The organism is Prescottella equi, assembly GCF_020171745.1.
GTDB lineage: Bacteria > Actinomycetota > Actinomycetes > Mycobacteriales > Mycobacteriaceae > Prescottella > Prescottella equi_A.
This window is the reverse complement of the sequence record NZ_JAIVAH010000011.1, coordinates 53160-71905: the sequence shown is the minus strand read 5'-3', so window position 1 is coordinate 71905 and position 18746 is coordinate 53160. Positions and strand designations below refer to the sequence as shown.

The window sequence follows — 18746 nt, the reverse complement described above, 5'->3', positions numbered from 1 at the left end:
CTGTGGGGGCGGCAGGTAGTTCGGGGGCGGGGGTGGTGACTGCGGGTACGGAGGCGGATAACTTCCGGCACGAGGCGGGTACACGGGCGCGCCGGGAGGCACGCCCGGAGCCGCAGGTCCGAACGGCATCCCCGACGAGGGCGGCGCAGGCGACGTGTCGTTTCGCGGATCGTCACGGGTCATGGACTGCCTCCGTCGGGTCGGTCGTGCGGGTGCGGGTCACTTGCTCCAGAACGCGAGCATCGGCTCGTCTGCCAGGACGCCGGTGCCCTCGGTGATGACGAGGGAGTTCGGGTCGATCGTGTAGCGGACCTTGCCGTTGAGCGCGACGAAGCCGGCGCCGGTCGGCGTCGGGTCGTCGATTTCGATCGTGGATCCGTCGCTGGTGCGCAGTCCCTTGTAGTAGTAGCGGCCGGCGCCCGTCTGGCACACGACGACCTGCGACTTCGCCGTCCGACCTATCGCGACAGCGGGATTGGTCGAATTGCATCGCGGACCGGTGCCCGGAAGGAATCCCTGCCCGTCGGCACCCGACACGGTGGACGCGGAAAGCGTCGACGTGCGGGGCGCGGTGGTCGGGACGGATCGTGTTGTCGGAGTTGCGGATGCGTAGGTTCGGGTTGTCGGCGCCGAGTAGTTGTAGTCGGCGTACTGGCGGGGAAGGTCGTCCGTGGCGGTGCTGATCCACGAGACGAACAGCCCGAAGACGGCCACCGCGAGGAGCCACGCGACGAGCCAGATGTAGCCGAGGATGAGTCCGGCCAGCGCGAGCCCGCTGCCCTCTTCGCCGGTCTTCCGGATCTGACTGCGAGCGATGTGGCCGAACGGAATCGCGAGAATTCCGCCGAGTATTCCGAACACGAGGGCGAGGACCGCGAGCGTGTTGGTCGGCCGGGGCGGGCCATACGGCGCCCGCTGTGCCGGATACGTCCCGTCGTACGGATACGGCGGGGGCGGGGAGTGCGGATCGGTCACCGAGTGGCCCTTCGTGGCGAATGGGAGTGCGAGCGGGAACGAATCAGACTACTCGCCCCGTTTGCCGGTCGGGAGCCGTTCGGGGTCGTCCGAACGGACGACACCACCGATGTCGAGGAATTCAAACTCGCAGGGATGTGAAGGGCGCGAACGGAATGTTACGGATGCCGAACCACACGAGCGTGACCGCGAGTGCGACTGCCGGTGCCCATCGGCGCTGGTGCCACTCCGGAATGCGGCGTCCTCGCAGTCGTCCCCACGTCCACGTGAGGTAAGACGCGACGACGAGCACGAGTGCCACGACACCGACGGCGTTGTAGCGCAGCGCTCCCGGAACGTCGAGGTGCAGCAGCGAGTACAGCATCCGCGAACCGCCGCAGAGTGGACAGTCGATCCCCAGGAGCGCCTTGGTCGGGCAGACCGGGACGAGTCCGCCGGGTGTGGTGGGATCGGCCCACACCACGACCCCGCAGACCGTGACCGCGGCCGCCGCGACGGCCGCGGGCGAGGCGAGGCGACGAAGCGCCGTCGGTGCCGGTGTGCGGTGCACGTGGTCCAGTGCACCACACGGCCCGCGCCGAGATCACCAGTCGTCGAGGTTCACCAGGCCGTCCTGGAGGGCGCGTGCGAGCAGCGCCATCTTCGTCCGCGCCGGCCGGTCCACCGAGGCGTACTTGTTGCGGATCCTGATGATGTGCGTGTTGACGGTGGCCTCCGTGACGTAGAGGCAGCGGGCGGCGTCCGCCTTTGAATCGTGCTGCAGCCACACCCGAAGGACCTCGGTTTCCCGCTTCGACAGCAGCGGCCGGCGAACCAGTACCCCGTCCCATTCCCCACCCCGGTCCGACGCCGTTGCGTGCATCCCTGCGACTCCCCTCGCGCGCTGCACCCCGACGTGCCGTTCGACACTGCTGGATGATCTTGTTCACGCGGGTGGGCAAATCGGCCGCGAAAAAAGGTTCCGATACGAAGTCCGTACGGCCACGCGGCGCTGACCAGGCGATCTATAGTCGCCGCTCATGACGACGATTGATGACGATACGTCGCCGACAGGGGTGGATCCGGGGGCGATCGGTTCGCGCGAGGAGCTCGCTGCAGCGTTGACGGCCCTGCGGGCGTCGGCCGGACTGTCGGTGCGGGACGTCGTGGACCGTTCCGGCGGGATCCACGGCACCATCACCGGTTGGTTCGCCGGCCAGCACCTCCCGACGTCCGCCCGGACGGGGATGTTCATCGCGGTGCTGGACGCCTGCGGGGTGACGGGCGAGTCCGCCCAGGCGCCGTGGCTCGATGCGGTGCGCCGGGTCCGGAGCCTCCACGCCCGGCGCGGCATCGCCGCCCGCCCGCCGTACCGCGGTCTCGAGGCGTTCCGGGAGGACGACGCGGAATGGTTCTTCGGGCGCGAGGACCTGACGGCCACCCTGGTGGCCCGGGTCGAGCGGGCGGCGGGCGCCGACGACCGGATCCTGATGGTCTTCGGTCCGTCGGGGTCGGGGAAGTCGTCGCTGTTGCGGGCGGGGCTCGCGTCGTCGATCGGCCGGGCCGGCTCGGCGACGGTGTCGTGGCGCGTCCGGGTGTTCACCCCGGGCATCGATCCGCTCGGGTGCCTGGCGGAGATCCCGCCACCGGGGGCGCCGACGCTGGTGATCGTCGACCAGTTCGAGGAACTGTGGACGCAGGTGTCCGAGCCGATCCGCGAGGAATTCCTCGATTCGCTCGCGGCCCGGGTCGCCGCGGATCCGGATCTCGTCGTGGTGCTCGGGATGCGCGCGGACTTCTACGGGTCGGCCGCCCGGGAGGCGGTGCTGCTGCCGGCCCTCGACGCGGGACCGGTGGTGGTCGGTCCGCTCACCGACGACCAGTTGCGCCGGGTGATCGTCGAGCCGGCGGGCAAGGCGAAACTGGCCGTGTCCGACGAGTTGGTGCAGGTGCTGCTCGGCGATCTGGCGCCGCGGGCGTCCCGCCGGCCACACGACACCGGTTCGCTGCCGCTGCTCTCGCACGCCCTCCTCGGAACCTGGCAGCGCGCCGAGCGCAAGACCCTCACTGTCGCCGACTACTACGCGACCGGCGGCATCGGCGGCGCGGTGCAGCAGAGTGCGGAGGAGGTCTTCGCCGGTCTCACCGCGGACCAGCAGCGGCTCGCCCGGCGCATCTTCCTGCGGCTGGTCAACGTCGACGACGACACCCAGACGCGGCGCCGCACGCCCCGCGCCGAACTCTTCCACGGCGACGACGTCGCCGACGTGAACACCGTGATCGACGCGTTCGCGATGCGCCGTCTCCTCACCGTCGACGAGGAGACGGTCGAGGTGTCGCACGAGGCGCTCCTGTCGGCGTGGCAGCGACTGCGGGACTGGATCGACCGGGATCGCGCCGGCCTCATCGTGCACCGCCGCCTCACGCAGGCGTCGCAGGTGTGGGAGGAGAGCGGACGCGACCGCAGCGACCTACTCGGCGAGGGGCGGCTCGCGCTGGTCGAGGACTGGCTCGGCTCGGACGGCCGCGAACCCGACCTCAACGAGGTGGAGCGGGACTTCCTGTCCACCAGCGTCGCTCGCCGTGACGAGGAGCAGCGGGCGTCACGGCGGCGTGGTCGCGTGGTGCGCCGGTTCGTCGCGGCGCTCGTCGTGGTGTCGATCCTCGCGGTGGTGATGGCGGTGTCCGCGCTCGTCGAACGGTCCGCCGCCGAGCGGCAACGCGACGAGGCGATGTCACGGCAGGTGGCGACCGAGGCCGTGCAGCTGCGGGACGAGGATCCGGCGTTGGCGGCGCGGCTGGCGCTCGTGTCGTACCGGATCTCCCCGACGCTGCAGGCCCGTTCCGCGCTGCTGGATTCGACGGCGGTGCACACACCCACCCGGCTGGTCGGGGCCAACGGCGGCACGAAGTCACGGATCGACGCCACGGGGCGTCTGCTCGGTGTGGCGGGTGCGGACGGTGTCGTGCGCCTGCACCTCGTGTCCGACGGGGTCCCCGAGTCCGCGCCGGTCGCCGAGCTGCCGGTCGGCACGACCCAACCGCTGTACGCGCTGGCATTCAGTCCGGACGGGACACTGCTCGCCGCTGGTGGCGGTGACGGGGCGTCGCTGTGGGACATCTCGCAACCCGCTGCCCCGCAACGTGTCTCCACCCTTTCCGACGGTTCCGACGTCGTGCAGGACCTGATGTTCTCGGCGGACGGCCGACGCCTGGTGGCCGGCACCTCGGCGTCGGGGGTGTTGCGGTGGGACGTCGACGATTCGGCACGTCCCGTCGCGCGGCCGGCTCTGGAACAGCCCGGCGACTCCGTGACCTTCGCTGCGATCTCGCCGGACGGTCGCTGGCTGGCCACCGGAGGCGGACAGTCGGCGCTGCGGGTGTGGGATCTCGCCGCGTGGGACACGATGCCCGCGAGAGTATTCGAGATCGTTCCCGACGGAACGACGGACCGCATCCTCGATCTGGACTGGTCGCCAGACGGCACGACGCTCGCTGCGGGCACCTCCGGGCGCGTCGTCAAGCGCTGGGACTTCACGAATCCTTCTGCGCCGGTGGCGAAACCGGCACTGGACGGGTTCACGAGCTACGTCAACGACGTCGCCTTCAGCCGCGACGGCACGCGCCTGGGGGCGGGGAGTTCGGACAACTCGATCCGGTTGTGGGACACAACGTCCGACCGGCTGCTCGAGACGCTCCCGAGTGCCAGTCCGGTGACCTCGCTCCAGTTCGGTGCGGACGATCGCGTTCTGGTGTCGGCGGCGGCGTCGGGTATCACGCACGTGTGGCCGCTACCCGGTTCGGCGCTGCCGGGCGCCACTTCCACCGTGTTCGTCAACCAGTTCGGCGGTGACGGGGCGATCCTGATGGCGGGGGTCGGCAGCAAGGGGTCGGCTCATCGGCTGTGGGACACTCGGGACATCGATCATGTTGTGCCGCTTCCGGATCTGCGGCCCGAGCCGGGTGACGTGTTCACCGGAGCCATCGCGCTGAGCCGATCCGGGCGGCTGGCGGCGGCCGGAACCGGCGCCGGTGGCGCCTACCTGTGGGATCTGACCGAACCGGCCGCACCGCGGCGGGTGAGCGCACCCACCGGCGTCGTCGCCGGACTCGCCGCGACGGTCACGTTCGATCCCGCCGAGTCCCGGCTCGCGGTCGCCGCGCAGGACGCACCGCTGGTGAAACTGCTCGACGTCACCGACCCGTCGGCGCCGCGTGAGGTCGCGGCGATCGACGCCCGCAACTATCCGCTCGCGCTGGCGTTCAGTCCGGACGGCACCCGTATCGGGATCGCGACAGCCGACAACGTCGTACACCTGTGGGACGTGTCGGGTGCGGAGCCGAAGCCGCTGGTGACCGTCGACGGCTTCGAGAACTATGCGCAGGCACTGGCTTTCAGCCCGGACGGGCGCACCCTCGCAGCGGGCAGCGCAGACGGGACGGTGCGTCTGTGGGATGTCTCGGACGCCGCCGCGCCGCGGGAACTCGCCCGGCTCGCGGACGCCGCGGACGCTGTCTACTCGGTGAGCTTCAGCCCGTCCGGGGACCGGTTGGCGGCCGGTGTGGGCGGCGGTGTGCTGTTGGTGTGGGACACCTCCGACCCCGCCGATCCGACGCGGTTCGCGGTGCTCACCGCGTCCGGTGCGCGCGTGAACGACGCGGCCTTCGGGCGCGACGGTGCGGTCATCGCCGGTTCCGGCCCCGACAAGGTGGTGCGGTTGTGGGGAACCGACCCGGACGCCGTCGCGGAGCGTCTGTGCCGCACCGCGGGAACGGCGATCACCGAGGACGAGTGGCGGCGGCACCTACCGGGTGTCCGCTACGAGGCGCCGTGCGGCTGACGGTGACCGCCGTGGCCGGTGCGCGGGTACCGCCCGCGTACCGGCGCAGCGGTGCCCGCGTGAACAGGACGAAGAACACCACCAGCAGCGCGGCCTGACTCCATACCCCGAGTTCGACGAGGAACTTCGCGGCCTCGCCGTCGGAGTCGGTGGCGAGGGCGTCGAACCAGCGGAACACCGCGATCCCGAGCACGGCGTCGGCGACCAGGTACGTGCCGACCAGTGACCACGGGATGCGGAGCAGCACCAGGAACGGCAGCAGCCACAGCGTGTACTGCGGGGAGTGCACCTTGTGCAGCAGGACGAAGGCGCACAGCATCGACGCGCTCACGCCGATCCACGGATAGACGCCCTCGCGTGCGTACCGCCGCCACCCCAGCCACAACGCGAGCGCCAGCGCGGCGGCGAGCAGCAGTGGCGACAGTGTGCCCACCAGTGCGTGGTACGACGCGCTCCCCCGGTCGCCGGCGCCCATGAGCGGGCGCAGTCCCCAGTACCAGATGCTGTTGCTGGTGAGGTCGGCCTCGCGCAGTTGCTGGAACGTGAACGACGCCCGCCAGCCGGCGTAGTCGTGCACCGCGAACGGCAGGTTGATCGCGACCACGGTCGCCGCGGCGGCACCGAGGACCGCGGCGGCGCCACGGACGTCGAGAGCGTGGCGCGGCCGTCCCCGGGTGAGGACGTACAGCGCGAGCGGCAACACGAACAGGCCCGGATAGAGCTTGAGGCAGAAGCCGACGCCGAGCAGTACCGCGGCCAGCACCCCGCGGGTGCGGATCGGCCACCGGTCCGTCGCCATCACCGCGATCGCCCCGACCGACGTCGCGACGACGGGCAGCTCCCAGTTGTGGAACGCGTACAGCAGCAGCGGCGGGGTGGCCGCCCACAGCAGCGCGGAGCGGCCGGTGAGCCGGCTCAGCATCCACGCCGTCGCCAGCCCGAACGGCGCCAGCAGCAGCACCGAGTGCTGTAGGAACTCGGCGTCGGTGTGGGCGCCGATCGCCCCGAGCCACATCAGCAGGCCGCTGAGCACCGGGTATTCGACGGTGCCGCCGGTGAGCAGGCCGTCCGGCGTGATGCCGCCGGTGTAGGGGAACAGGTGCTGGTCGATGCCGCGGCCGAGCCACAGGAGCTGGATGTCGGAGTAGCAGACGTCGCGGTCCTTGATTCGGTCGAAGATCAGGCTGCGGCCGTCGGCGCCGAACGGCGGGCCGATGCAGCGCGCCTTGTCCAGGTAGCCGAGCATCAGGGTGAGCAGGCAGGCGGTGAGGACGGTGACCGTTGTTGCTCCGGCCCGGATGTTCCCCGTCGCCCGCATGGAATCCAGCGTAGGGCGATCTCGTGGACCCGTGGGATCGGCGAGACCCGGCCGGATCCGACTGCGGGGTCAATTTCGCAGGTCAGACGGCACTCGTGTACCCTGCAAAGGTTGCTGACGCAACGACCCTCCTGCCACGGACAGTCCGTGGCCGTTTCACAGTCCATAGGAGGTGATGAGGTCTTATGCGTCATTACGAATTGATGGTCATCCTCGACCCCAGCCTGGACGAGCGCACTGTCGCTCCGTCGCTGGATACGTTCCTCAATGTTGTCCGTAAGGACGGCGGCAATGTCGACAAGGTCGATGTCTGGGGCAAGCGTCGTCTCGCGTTCGAGATCGCCAAGAACGCCGAAGGCATCTACGCGGTCGTCGATATCACCGCCGAGCCGGCCACCGTCAAGGAGCTCGACCGTCAGCTGGGTCTGAACGAGTCGGTGCTTCGTACGAAGGTCCTGCGCCACGGCAAGTGATTCCCGTCGGATCCGGCACGGATGCTGGTAGTCAGTACCAGCACCTAGGCTCCGGACCAACAGGAACGCCACATACAGCAGGAGGAACCACATGGCAGGCGACACCGTAATCACCGTCATCGGAAACCTGACGGCTGATCCCGAGCTTCGTTTCACCCCCGCGGGTGCCGCGGTCGCGAACTTCACCGTCGCGTCCACGCCCCGCACCTTCGATCGTCAGTCCAACGAGTGGAAGGACGGCGAAGCGCTGTTCTTGCGCTGCAACATCTGGCGTGAGGCTGCGGAGAACGTTGCGGAGAGCTTGACCCGAGGCTCGCGAGTGATCGTGAGCGGACGGCTCAAGCAGCGCTCGTACGAGACCCGTGAGGGCGAGAAGCGCACGGTCGTGGAGCTCGAGGTCGACGAGATCGGCCCCTCGCTCAAGTACGCCACTGCCAAGGTCAACAAGGCCAACCGCGGAGGCGGTGGCGGTGGTGGCTTCGGTGGTTCTTCCGGCGGATCCGGCGGCGGACGTCCGGCGTCCAACTACAACAGCAGCCCGGGCGGAGAAGATCCGTGGGGCAGCGCGCCGCAGGCGGGCTCCTTCGGGGGCTCCCGTGGCTCGGACGACGAACCGCCGTTCTGATCCGTACCCGATCGGAACATCCAGAAAACGGAGATAGACATGCCGAAGCCGCCGCTGCGCGACAAGGTTATGAAGAAGAAGGTCTGCACGTTCTGCAAGGAAAAGAACACGCAGATCGACTACAAGGACACGGCTCTGCTGCGTAAGTACGTCAGCGACCGCGGCAAGATCCGCGCCCGCCGCGTCACCGGCAACTGCGTCCAGCACCAGCGGGACATCGCGGTTGCCGTGAAGAACTCGCGTGAGGTCGCCCTGCTGCCTTACGTCTCGACGGCTCGCTGAGGAAAGGGAGGGACGACATGAAGCTGATTCTCACCGCTGACGTGGACAACCTCGGTGCGCCTGGCGACACCGTCGAGGTCAAGGACGGCTACGGCCGTAACTACCTGCTCCCCCGCGGCCTGGCCATCGTTGCCACCCGTGGCGCCGAGAAGCAGGTCGAGGGCATCCGTCGTGCGCAGGAAGCGCGCGCGGTTCGTGGCCTCGACCACGCCAAGGAGCTCAAGGCTGCCATCGAGGGCCTCGAGGCTGTGTCGCTGTCGGTGAAGACCGCCGGTGACTCGGGCAAGCTGTTCGGTTCCGTCACCGCGGCCGACGTTGCAGGCGCCATCAAGGCTGCCGGCGGCCCGGTCGTCGACAAGCGCAGCCTGGAGCTGCCGAAGGCCCACATCAAGGCCACCGGCAAGCACCAGATCGTGGTCAACCTGCACCCCGAGGTTGCTGCCAAGTTCCACCTGAACGTCGTCGCCGCCTAGTCGACACGTTCGGTCGAAGGGCCCCGCGGACTTCCGGTCCGCGGGGCCCTTCGCGTTGCTGGGGACGGCTTGTGGATAGATTCGCCACCCGGTGCCACTTTTATGATCTGGGTCATACTTCCGTTGGACGTTTGTTTACCCAACACGCCCGGCTTGTCAACTCGGCCGACACGCCGTGGGAATTTCAATCCACAGGGGTGTGAAAACAAAAAGGGCTGTCTACCTGCGGATTGTTGAGTGTGATGTTCGTCGATCCACAGGTTGTCCCCAGTTTTCCCCAGCCGGTTAACACTCGAGAGTCCCGCGTCCCCAATTCATCCACAGCTGTGTACACAGGCCGGCTTGGTGTGGGCTCCTCGAGGGCCCTAACGTCGCTGCGAGCGTGTCTCTCGAGGCGCCCGCGGGGCGGCCGAGATTTGTCGGGGGACGCGAGTACAAAGAGAGTGCAGGACGCCGCCCGGACATCGGTTCGAGTGGCGTCGCAGGCTCGTCGTGGGGAAGGACGGTCGCGTTGGCGGTTGTAGATGATCGAGGGCATTCCGAGTACCCGGGACCCCCCGACGAACCCAGCGAGGAGTTCGGTCGCCAGCCTCCGCAAGACATGGTCGCCGAGCAGTCGGTGCTCGGCGGCATGCTGCTGAGCAAGGATGCGATCGCCGATGTCCTCGAGGTGCTGCGGCCCGGCGACTTCTACCGTCCCGCGCATCAGTCCGTGTACGACGCGATCCTCGACCTCTACAGCCGCGGTGAGCCCGCCGACCCGGTGACGGTGTCCGCGGAACTCGACCGTCGTGGCGAACTGCGCCGTATCGGCGGCGCCCCCTACCTGGTCACCCTCACCCAGACGGTGCCGACTGCGGCCAACGCCGCGTTCTACGCGGAGATCGTCGCGGAGAAGTCGATCCTGCGCCGCCTCGTCGACGCCGGCACCCGCATCGTCCAGTACGGCTACTCCGGTAGCGACGGCCAGGATGTCGCCGAGGTGGTCGACCGCGCGCAGGCCGAGATCTTCGAGGTCACCGAGCGCCGCACCACCGAGGACTTCATGCCGCTCGAGGAGCTGCTGCAGCCCACGATGGACGAGATCGACTCCATCGCCAGCCGCGGCGGCATCTCCCTCGGCGTGCCCACCGGATTCAGTGAACTCGACGAGATCACCAACGGCCTTCATGCAGGTCAGATGATCATCGTGGCGGCTCGTCCGGGCGTCGGCAAGGCCCTTGCCCTCGACACCCCGCTGGCGACGCCGACCGGATGGACCACGATGGGCGAGGTCGCCGTCGGCGATCAGCTGATCGACGCGCACGGCAAGCCCACCACGGTCGTCGCGGCCACCGAGGTCATGACCGATCGCCCCTGCTACGAGGTGGAGTTCTCGGACGGCACCGTCATCGTCGCCGACGAGCAGCACCAGTGGCTGACGGAGACGCGGGCGTCGCGGCGCTCTGCCCAGCAGGCGGCCACCGGCTACAACCGGTACAAGACCCAGCGCACCTTCGCGGAGGTGCGGACGACGGGCGAGATCGCCACGACGCTGCGGTGCGAGACGGCGGACCGTCGGATCAATCACTCGGTGACGAACACCGAGCCGCTGCAGTTGCCCGCACAGGATCTGCTCATGCCGCCGTACACGCTCGGCGCGTGGCTGGGTGATGGCACCTCCGACAACTCGCAGTTCACGACCGCGGATCCCGAGATCATCATGTTGATCGAGGCCGAGGGATTCGTCGTGGTGCCGTCGGAGACTGCTCGGTTGCGCTACAGCCTCAAGCTTGCGCCCGAGGACCCGATCGAGGCGCGGGCCTGCGTCGTGTGTGGAAAGAGCTTCGTACCGTTCACCAGCGAGGTGCGGACGTGTGGTCAATCCTGCGGCGGTAAGGCCCGTTTCGTGTCCGCTCCGGTTCCGGCGCCGACGTGCCCGATCTGCGGCGGCAAGTCGATCGGGCTTCGGATGTGCCAGGCGTGCCGGAACACCGTCGGAAGTGTTCGTTCTCGTCTGCGCACCCTCGGCGTGCTGGGCGACAAGCACATTCCGACGCAGTACCTGCGCGCGTCCGAATCGCAGCGCCGTGCGCTGTTGGCCGGATTGCTCGACACGGACGGCACGGTCACGAACGGTGGCTCGGTGCAGTTCACCGGGACCAATGAGCGCCTCGTCCGGGACGTCGCGGAACTTGTGGTCAGCCTCGGGTACCGCGTGCAGACGAGCACCAAGGCTGTACGTGGGCGGACGGAGGCGTCGTCGACGGCGTTTACGCTGACTTTCGGCGCCGACGATGAGGTCTTCGGGCTGTCGCGGAAGGCGCTGTTGCACAAGGAGCGTCGCGCTGCCAGCGGGACCGCGCGCATCGGGTCCCGGTACATCGTGGATGTCCGCAAGATCGACAGCGTGCCGGTGCGGTGCGTCGAGGTCGATAACGCCGACCACCTGTATCTCGCAGGACGGTCGATGGTGCCGACGCACAACTCCACCATCGGCATGGATTTCATGCGGTCGTGCTCCATCAAGCACGGCATGGCCAGCGTCATCTTCTCGCTGGAAATGAGCAAGACCGAGATCGTGATGCGTCTGCTGTCGGCGGAGGCGAAGATCAAGCTCTCGGACATGCGCTCGGGCAAGATGACCGACGACGACTGGACGCGTCTGGCGCGGCGGATGAGTGAGATCAGCGAGGCCCCGCTGTTCATTGACGACTCCCCCAACCTGACGATGATGGAGATCCGCGCGAAGGCCCGCCGGCTCAAGCAGAAGCACAACATCCGGCTGATCGTGATCGACTACCTGCAGCTGATGTCATCCGGCAAGAAGGTCGAGTCCCGTCAGCAGGAAGTCTCGGAGTTCTCCCGAAGCCTCAAGCTGCTGGCGAAGGAACTCGAGGTTCCGGTGATCGCGATCTGTCAGCTCAACCGTGGTCCCGAACAGCGAACGGACAAGCGCCCCCAGGTGTCCGACCTCCGCGAGTCCGGCTCGCTCGAGCAGGACGCCGACATGGTCATGCTGCTGCACCGCCCCGACGCTTTCGAGCGGGACGACCCGCGCGGCGGCGAGGCCGACATCATCCTCGGCAAGCACCGTGGCGGTCCGACGGCCACCATCACCGTCGCCCACCAGCTGCACTACTCGCGGTTCGTGGACATGGCGCGGGGGTAGTCGCTGCTGCTGTCGAGATGCGGCGAAGATTGACGGAACGCGGCGCCAATTCGACTGCGACTGGGTGGCCGGTGTCGGGTTTCCGCTGGATGCAGTCTCTTTCAGGACGAATGCCCGTTATGTTCTTTGGTGGTGCCCGCACCTGCGGGCTGCTGCGCGCCCCGGGAGTGCGGACTGCACCGGGAAGGGCGCGCTTCTCATGACTGTTGTTGATCGTTCACATCCGCCGCCGTGGCGGGCTCGACTGTCTGCCGGTGTCGGCGCGGCCGCGTTGACGGTCGCCGCACTGGTGGCCGGGGTGAGCCCGGCATCGGCGGACACCGTGACCACGACCATCCCGGTCGGCACGCAGCCGTTCGGGGTGGCCATCACCCCGGACGGGACCCGCGCCTACATCACCAACGCGGCCGGCAACACGGTGTCGGTGATCGACACCGCCACGACCACCGTCATCGGTGACCCCATCCCGGTCGGCACGGAGCCGTCCAGGGTGGCGATCACCCCGGACGGGTCCCGCGCCTACGTCACCAACCAGAGCAGCAACACGGTGTCGGTGATCGACACTGCCACGGGCACCGTCGTCGGTGATCCCATCCGGGTCGGCGCGTACCCGGTCGGGGTGGCGATCACACCGGACGGATCCCGCGCCTACGTCACCAACCAGGTCAGCAACATGGTGTCGGTGATCGCAATCGAGCAGGCGCCGACCCTCGCCGGCGCCCCAGCCGCCGGGACGGTGGGCCAGCCCTACGACTACGCATTCACCGTCACCGGGCAGCCGGCTCCGACTGTGACCGCCGCCTCCGGCGACCTGCCCGACGGCCTCTCCCTGTCGGCGGAGGGAGTGATCTCCGGAATCCCCACCGCCGCCGGACGGTTCGAGTTCACCCTCACCGCCACCAACGGCATCGGTGACGATGCGGTCCTGCCGGTGGTCCTCGAGATCACCGACACCACTTCGACCCCGGCCGGCTCCCTCGGCACGTTCGGCTCCTTCGACCCGGCGGCCTGGACCTCCTGACCCCAGCGCCACACATGCCCGGTGGCCGCCCACCCCCTCGACGGGGATGGGCGGCCACCTTCTTTCACTCCGACAGCACAACAAGAACGGGACGCTGCCCGGCACCACACCACACCGGGAGGCCGCTCGACCGGCCAAGTGCTTGCTTGTGAGCGACTGGCGCCCGGCCGACGTCTGAAATGCGTTGTGTAGCTGATTGGTTCGACGACTTGGTGCTCGAGGAGTAGTCGTTGGGCTAAATCCTCGACGGCACAGCCGAGAGTCTCGTCACAGTGCGAACGGCGCGTCTCTCGGGTCCTCCCGTATCTCCCCGGCAGTAGCAGCCGTTGTGTTGCCTGGTGCCTGTCGTCCCGATAGGGCGGTTACATATGCTTGGTGGTGCACACGCCGTTCTCCGCAACACCGGTGTACGACGTGTGTTCCATCCTGTCCGGCGTCGACCACGAGCACGCCAGTTAGCCAGAAAGCCAGAGGAACGTAGTGAGCGCACCGGAACTGACACAGTGGAACTCCGAGGAAGCGCTCGCCGAAGCGATGATCCCGATTATCGGCGGCCTGCACCGCACGCATTCGGTGACCATTCTGCTGCACAGCCGCTCGCTGGTGAACAAGTCGGTCATCAAGATCCTGCGGACCCATCGCTTCGCCCGACAGATCCGCGGCGACGAACTCTCCGTCGAGGAGACGTTCCCATTCCTCGAGGCGCTGACCGACCTCGATCTGCGGCCGTCGAAGATCGACCTCGGCCTGCTGGTCACCGCGTACCGCACCCAGGGTGGCGATGCGTCGATCCCGGAGTTCGTCGCGAAGAGCCTCGCCGACCTGGTCGGTGGTGCCCAGACGAGCCCCGCGCAGCCCCAGGACGTCGTCCTCTACGGATTCGGGCGTATCGGTCGACTCGTGACGCGACTCCTCATCGAGAAGGCCGGTTCGGGCAACGGCCTGAACCTGCGTGCCGTGGTCGTCCGGAAGGGTAGCGAGGACGACCTGGTCAAGCGTGCGTCACTGCTGCGGCGCGACTCCGTCCACGGTCAGTTCAACGGCACGATCAAGGTCGACGAGGAGAACGACACCCTCATCGCCAACGGCAACGTCATCAAGTTCATCTACAGCAACGATCCGACGACCGTCGACTACACCGAGTACGGCATCGACAATGCGATCCTGATCGACAACACCGGCATCTGGCGTGACCGCGACGGGCTGTCGCAGCACCTCCGCCCCGGTGTGGCGAAGGTGGTCCTGACCGCGCCCGGTAAGGGTGACGTCCCCAACATCGTGCACGGCGTCAATCACCGGGACATCGATCCGGCCGAGAAGATCGTGTCGTGCGCGTCCTGCACCACGAACGCCATCGTCCCGCCGCTGAAGACCATGGATGACGAGTTCGGCGTCGTGCGGGGCCACGTCGAGACCGTCCACTCGTTCACCAACGACCAGAACCTGCTGGACAACTTCCACAAGGCCGACCGGCGTGGCCGGTCGGCGCCGTTCAACCTCGTCCTCACCGAGACGGGTGCGGCCTCCGCGATCGCGAAGGCACTCCCCGACCTGAAGGCCAAGATCACCGGCAATTCGATCCGCGTGCCCACGCCGGACGTTTCCGTCGCGATCCTCAACCTTCAGCTCGGCCGCGAGGCCACCAAGGACGAAGTGTTGGAGCACCTTCGCCAGGAATCACTCACCGGAGCATTGAGCCGGAACCTCGACTACACCGCGGCAACCGATGCCGTGTCGAGTGACTTCATCGGCTCGCGTGCGGCGTGCATCGTCGACGCGAACGCGGCCATCGTCGACGGCGACACCGCCATCCTGTACGTCTGGTACGACAACGAGTTCGGCTACTCCTGCCAGGTGGTTCGCACCGTCCAGTACCTCTCGGGCGTGGAGTACCCCATCTACCCGGCGGTCGACGCGGCCGCTACCGCTGGAGCGATCGCCTAGCCTCGGGATTCCGCATCACGCCGCCCGCCGGACTGTCCAAACCGACTCCGGCGGGTGGCGGATCACCCGCATGCGCAGCCCCGGGCGGACGCTACCGGTCAGGGCACCACGAATCGAAGTGCCGTCCAACTCCGGTCGAAGTAGAAGCTGCTCAGGGTCCCGGTGGTGACGGTGAGTCCGGAGTTGCCGGACCCGAGCGGGATCCGGACCCGGTCGGTCCAGCGACCAACTGGCGCGCCCAGGCCGCTGGACTCGTTGGTCAGGCGGACAGGAGTGACGCCGTGCCAGCCGGTGTCGTTGTTCCAGGCACTGATGTTGGCCGTGACCGTGCAGGGGCTGGTGAAGAACGGTGTCCACGACAGCGTGACCCACGCGACGCCCGGCTGATCGTGCGGCGTCTCGAGGACGCTGGTGACCTGACCGGCGCACGGGAGTGAGTGGCCCTCGCCGAGTGTGTACACGGTCGGGAGGGGCACCCGCTCCGGATGGTGCGCGGAGGCGGCGGGAGCCGCCAGGGTCAGCGTCGCTGCCGCCAGGGTCACCGGAATCAAAGCTCTGCGAAGCCTTCTCGTCACCCGCGCAGGCTACATCGTCCGGGTCGCCTCGACTTGTCAGTCGAACGAGTTCGCCATAGGCGTCGGTTCCTCATGCCATAGTGGGCGCATGCGGTCGACCTGCTCGCTCTACATCGATGCCGGGTACCTGCTTGCCTCGGCTGCCACTCGCGTCACCGGTACCTCGCTCCGCGGAGGGATCCACGTCGACTACTCCAAGCTGATCAGTTCGCTCGTGCACGCGGCACAAGCCCGGTCGGGACTGCCCGTGCTGCGGGTGCATTGGTACGACTCGGCGCGCAACGGCGTTCCGGATCCGCAGCAGGAGCGCATCGGCGAGCTCTCCAAGGTCAAGCTCCGGCTCGGCCGGTTCGGAGTCAACGGTGAGCAGAAGGGCGTCGATCTGCGGATCGGCCTCGACCTCGTGGCCCACGCGCGCAACGGGGCATCGGACGTGTTCTTCCTGGTGTCGGGCGACGACGATCTCACCGAAGCAGTCGAGGAGGCGCAGGTCCACGGCGTCCAGGTGGTGGTGTTCGCCGTGCCGTCCGCGGAGGGTAGGCCGCACGGCGTGAGCCGGCATCTCGTCCGGGCCGCGGACGAGCTCGACACCATCGAAGGCGCTGCGGTCGACGATTCCGTCTTGAAGGTCGATCGGCAACCGGTTCCCGAAGCCGTTGCGCCGGAACGGGTCTCCGCGACGCCCGCCACGGTGGCCGCGGCACGGCCGACCGTCCGGACCCCGCTCGATCTCGCGTCCCTCCCGCACAGCCCGGCGCCACCACGCCCGACCAGCGTGCTCGCCTACAGCGTTTCCACCGGGTCCCAGGCGCAGGTTCTGCCTGGATACGACGACACCGAGGGTGACGAGCACGATCGGCTGATCGACGAGGTCGTGATGCGGGTCATCGCGTCGTTCCAGGAGAGTGCCACTGCCGCAGACCAGTTGGGACTCCTGCGGGCGAAACCGTCGATCCCCCGGGACATCGACCGCGCACTTCTGCTGGACGCCTGCGACGTGATGCAGAAGTACGACCTGGACGAGGGCATTCGGTACCGGTTGCGATCGCGTTTCTGGGAGAAGTACGACGAGGCCTGAGCGGGGACGGTCCTACTCCCGGTTCAGCGTCGCCTCCTCGAGGTCGAGTTCACGCAACACCTGGCGCAGCACGTCGTCGTCGATGCGTCCGGTGTCGCGTTCGGCGATGAAGACGTTTCGCTCCGTCTCGAGCATCTGCAGCCGCAGCGCGCGGAAGGCGGCGGACGGACTCTCGCCCAGCTCGGCGTCACTGCGGCCGAGTCGTTCCCAGGCGGCGTGCGCGCGGTGCTCGCTCCAGGCGCGCAGGATCTCGGCGGCGCGCTGCCGGACGGCGGCGGGGTCCCCGTCGGCGCTCGCCACCAGTTGGTCGAGCACCTCCGTCGCGGCCCGCGCGGCCCGGTCCTGCGCGGCGGCGAGAGTCACGGCGTCCCTGCGTCGTTCGTCCGAGTTGTCGACGCCGAGATGGGTGATGAGCCACGGCAGCGTCAGCCCGTGCAGCAGCAGGGTGCCGACCACGACCACGAAGGTGATGAACAGGATCATGTCGCGTCCGGGGAAGGGCGCCCCCGAGTTGACGGTGAGCGGAATCGCGAAGGCCGCGGCCAGCGAGACCACCCCGCGCATGCCGGACCACGCGAGCACGAACACCGCCCGCAGGCTGGGCGCCGGCTCCCGCTCGCGGATCCGCCCGGACATCAGCCGGGGCAGGTAGGCCGCGGGGAAGACCCACAGCACCCGGACGAGGATCACCGCGGCGAGCACGACCGCGGACGCGCCGACCACCTCGGCCACGCTGCGGTCGTGCAGCCCCCGCACGACGCTCGGCAACTGCAGCCCGATCAGCAGGAAGACGAAGGATTCGAGGACGACGTCGACGGCCTTCCACACCGCGGTGTCCTGCAGGCGGGTCGCGTAGCCGGCGCTGGTCGACCGTTGCCCGAGATACAGGCCGGCGACGACCACCGCGATCACCCCGGAACTGTGCACCTCCTCGGCCGCCAGGTAAGCGACGAACGGGACGAGTAGCCCGATTCCGCTCTCCATCACCGGATCCGAGAGCCGCGAGCGGATCGCAGCGACGGCGATGCCCACCACGAAGCCGATCAGCATGCCGCCGATCGCGGCGCCCAGGAAGGTGCGCACCCCCTCCAGCAGGGTGACGCCGGTGCCGACCGCCGCCGCGAGCGCGACGCGGTATGCGGTGAGCGCGGTCGCGTCGTTGAGCAGGCTCTCCCCGCCGAGCAGTGTCATGATCCGCCGCGGCAGGCCGAGGCGTCGTCCGATCGCGCTGGCGGACACCGCATCCGGTGGAGCCACGACGGCCCCGAGCACCAGCGCGGCGGCGAGCGAGAACTGGGGAATGGTGGCGTAGGCGACCACCCCGACGACTGCGGTGGTGGCCAGCGGCAGCCCGATCGCGAGAAACGCGATGGGGCGCGCGTTGCGGCGCATCGCGAGCGAGGAGCTGTCGAGCGCGGCCGAGTAGAGCAGTGGCGGCAGCACCGCGAACAGCACCAGGTCGGGATCGAGCGCGGTGTCGGGGAGCCCGGGAATCTGCGACCCGACCAGGCCGACCAGGACCAGCAGCAGCGGCGCCGACCAGTTCATCCGGCGCGCGACGGCGGCGGTGAGCAGCGCCGCCACCGCGACGGCGAGCAGTGCCACGTTCACGGCGGTTCTCCGTCCGACGTTCCGGTGTGGATATCGCTCCTTGAAGCATGCAGGATGGGAGGTGATGAAGAGAGCACTCCAGCGTGCAGCCGACGCCATCAGGGCCGGATCGCCGGATCCGGCCACCAGCGAGTCGTGCGTCGAGCTGGCGGACGCCACCGGACCGGACCCCGAGGCGCGGACCCCCGGTCGCTGCGAGGAGTGCGAGGCGCTCGGCGAGCAGAACTGGGCACACCTGCGGATGTGCCTGACCTGCGGGCACGTCGGGTGCTGCGATTCGAGCCCGCACCGGCACGCGACCGCACATTTCGAGCAGACCGGACATCCGGTCATGCGTTCGCACGAGCCGGGCGAGACGTGGCGGTGGTGCTACCGGCACGCCGAGATGGGCTGAGCCGAC

General features: G+C 68.5%; 16 protein-coding genes. 10 read left to right on the top strand and 6 right to left on the bottom strand.

Annotation, left to right across the window (positions count from 1 at the left end; genetic code table 11):
- Window positions 1–219 precede the first annotated feature (219 nt).
- The 3 genes from LCL87_RS08100 to LCL87_RS08090 all read right to left on the bottom strand — a co-directional run bounded on the left by LCL87_RS08100 (window position 220) and on the right by LCL87_RS08090 (window position 1837).
- Window positions 220–975 carry a DUF4190 domain-containing protein gene (locus LCL87_RS08100; RefSeq protein ID WP_225018499.1) on the bottom strand — a complete coding sequence of 252 codons (756 nt, stop codon included), beginning with the start codon at window positions 973–975 and terminating at the stop codon, window positions 220–222.
- Window positions 976–1096: 121 nt separating this feature from the next.
- The gene (locus tag LCL87_RS08095; protein ID WP_225018497.1) at window positions 1097–1525 is read right to left on the bottom strand and encodes a DUF2752 domain-containing protein; all 429 of its coding nucleotides are present in this window, start codon (window positions 1523–1525) and stop codon (window positions 1097–1099) included.
- 33 nt (window positions 1526–1558) lie between these two features.
- The gene (locus tag LCL87_RS08090; RefSeq protein WP_225018496.1) at window positions 1559–1837 is read right to left on the bottom strand and encodes a helix-turn-helix transcriptional regulator; all 279 of its coding nucleotides are present in this window, start codon (window positions 1835–1837) and stop codon (window positions 1559–1561) included.
- A gap of 157 nt (window positions 1838–1994) precedes the next feature.
- On the opposite strand from LCL87_RS08090, the gene LCL87_RS08085 reads away from it, so the two are divergent.
- Entirely contained in the window at window positions 1995–5795 is a 3801-nt protein-coding gene (locus tag LCL87_RS08085) for an nSTAND1 domain-containing NTPase (protein WP_225018494.1), read from the top strand.
- On the opposite strand, the gene LCL87_RS08080 is transcribed toward LCL87_RS08085, so the two are convergent.
- Complete coding sequence (locus LCL87_RS08080) at window positions 5734–7113, bottom strand: glycosyltransferase 87 family protein (protein ID WP_225018492.1); 1380 nt, start codon at window positions 7111–7113, stop codon at window positions 5734–5736. The two genes, LCL87_RS08085 and LCL87_RS08080, sit on opposite strands and share 62 nt — an antisense overlap.
- Before the next feature lie 185 nt (window positions 7114–7298).
- Here LCL87_RS08080 and rpsF point away from each other — a divergent pair, with 185 nt between their 5' ends.
- The 7 genes from rpsF to LCL87_RS08045 all read left to right on the top strand — a co-directional run bounded on the left by rpsF (window position 7299) and on the right by LCL87_RS08045 (window position 15082).
- Entirely contained in the window at window positions 7299–7586 is a 288-nt protein-coding gene (gene rpsF, locus LCL87_RS08075) for a 30S ribosomal protein S6 (protein WP_005516767.1), read from the top strand.
- A gap of 91 nt (window positions 7587–7677) precedes the next feature.
- On the top strand, window positions 7678–8211 hold the full coding sequence (locus LCL87_RS08070; protein ID WP_225018489.1) for a single-stranded DNA-binding protein: 534 nt from the start codon (window positions 7678–7680) through the stop codon (window positions 8209–8211).
- Between the two features lie 39 nt (window positions 8212–8250).
- On the top strand, window positions 8251–8493 hold the full coding sequence (gene rpsR / locus LCL87_RS08065; protein WP_005516769.1) for a 30S ribosomal protein S18: 243 nt from the start codon (window positions 8251–8253) through the stop codon (window positions 8491–8493).
- Between the two features lie 17 nt (window positions 8494–8510).
- Window positions 8511–8966 (top strand): 50S ribosomal protein L9, encoded by a 456-nt coding sequence (rplI, locus tag LCL87_RS08060; RefSeq protein WP_225018487.1) that lies wholly within the window; start codon window positions 8511–8513, stop codon window positions 8964–8966.
- 511 nt (window positions 8967–9477) lie between these two features.
- A complete protein-coding gene (dnaB, locus tag LCL87_RS08055; RefSeq protein ID WP_225018485.1) occupies window positions 9478–12117 on the top strand; it encodes a replicative DNA helicase in 2640 nt (879 codons plus the stop codon).
- A gap of 199 nt (window positions 12118–12316) precedes the next feature.
- The gene (locus LCL87_RS08050) at window positions 12317–13138 is read left to right on the top strand and encodes a beta-propeller fold lactonase family protein (protein ID WP_225018483.1); all 822 of its coding nucleotides are present in this window, start codon (window positions 12317–12319) and stop codon (window positions 13136–13138) included.
- A 480-nt stretch (window positions 13139–13618) separates the two neighbouring features.
- Window positions 13619–15082, top strand: coding sequence for a glyceraldehyde-3-phosphate dehydrogenase (locus tag LCL87_RS08045; protein WP_225018481.1), 1464 nt, complete (start codon window positions 13619–13621; stop codon window positions 15080–15082).
- A gap of 98 nt (window positions 15083–15180) precedes the next feature.
- Here the strand turns inward: LCL87_RS08045 and LCL87_RS08040 are convergent, their stop codons facing one another.
- Window positions 15181–15657: a hypothetical protein gene (locus LCL87_RS08040; RefSeq protein ID WP_225018479.1), complete on the bottom strand. Its 477-nt coding sequence runs from the start codon at window positions 15655–15657 to the stop codon at window positions 15181–15183.
- A gap of 88 nt (window positions 15658–15745) precedes the next feature.
- On the opposite strand from LCL87_RS08040, the gene LCL87_RS08035 reads away from it, so the two are divergent.
- A complete protein-coding gene (locus LCL87_RS08035) occupies window positions 15746–16735 on the top strand; it encodes an NYN domain-containing protein (protein ID WP_225018477.1) in 990 nt (329 codons plus the stop codon).
- A 12-nt stretch (window positions 16736–16747) separates the two neighbouring features.
- Here LCL87_RS08035 and LCL87_RS08030 read toward each other — a convergent pair whose 3' ends face one another.
- Window positions 16748–18346, bottom strand: a complete 1599-nt coding sequence (locus LCL87_RS08030; RefSeq protein WP_225018475.1) for a Na+/H+ antiporter — start codon at window positions 18344–18346, stop codon at window positions 16748–16750.
- A gap of 64 nt (window positions 18347–18410) precedes the next feature.
- Between LCL87_RS08030 and LCL87_RS08025 the strand changes: the two genes are divergently transcribed.
- Window positions 18411–18740, top strand: coding sequence for a UBP-type zinc finger domain-containing protein (locus tag LCL87_RS08025; RefSeq protein WP_225018473.1), 330 nt, complete (start codon window positions 18411–18413; stop codon window positions 18738–18740).
- Window positions 18741–18746: the final 6 nt, after the last annotated feature.

What these genes read in the sequence shown, in the direction of transcription:
- LCL87_RS08090 (WP_225018496.1), bottom strand. Translation starts at nt 1,837, where the DNA reads ATGCACGCAACGGCGTCGGACCGGGGTGGGGAATGGGACGGGGTACTG.
- LCL87_RS08085 (WP_225018494.1), top strand. Translation starts at nt 1,995, where the DNA reads ATGACGACGATTGATGACGATACGTCGCCGACAGGGGTGGATCCGGGG.
- LCL87_RS08080 (WP_225018492.1), bottom strand. Translation starts at nt 7,113, where the DNA reads ATGCGGGCGACGGGGAACATCCGGGCCGGAGCAACAACGGTCACCGTC.
- rpsF (WP_005516767.1), top strand. Translation starts at nt 7,299, where the DNA reads ATGCGTCATTACGAATTGATGGTCATCCTCGACCCCAGCCTGGACGAG.
- LCL87_RS08070 (WP_225018489.1), top strand. Translation starts at nt 7,678, where the DNA reads ATGGCAGGCGACACCGTAATCACCGTCATCGGAAACCTGACGGCTGAT.
- rpsR (WP_005516769.1), top strand. Translation starts at nt 8,251, where the DNA reads ATGCCGAAGCCGCCGCTGCGCGACAAGGTTATGAAGAAGAAGGTCTGC.
- rplI (WP_225018487.1), top strand. Translation starts at nt 8,511, where the DNA reads ATGAAGCTGATTCTCACCGCTGACGTGGACAACCTCGGTGCGCCTGGC.
- LCL87_RS08050 (WP_225018483.1), top strand. Translation starts at nt 12,317, where the DNA reads ATGACTGTTGTTGATCGTTCACATCCGCCGCCGTGGCGGGCTCGACTG.
- LCL87_RS08035 (WP_225018477.1), top strand. Translation starts at nt 15,746, where the DNA reads ATGCGGTCGACCTGCTCGCTCTACATCGATGCCGGGTACCTGCTTGCC.
- LCL87_RS08025 (WP_225018473.1), top strand. Translation starts at nt 18,411, where the DNA reads ATGAAGAGAGCACTCCAGCGTGCAGCCGACGCCATCAGGGCCGGATCG.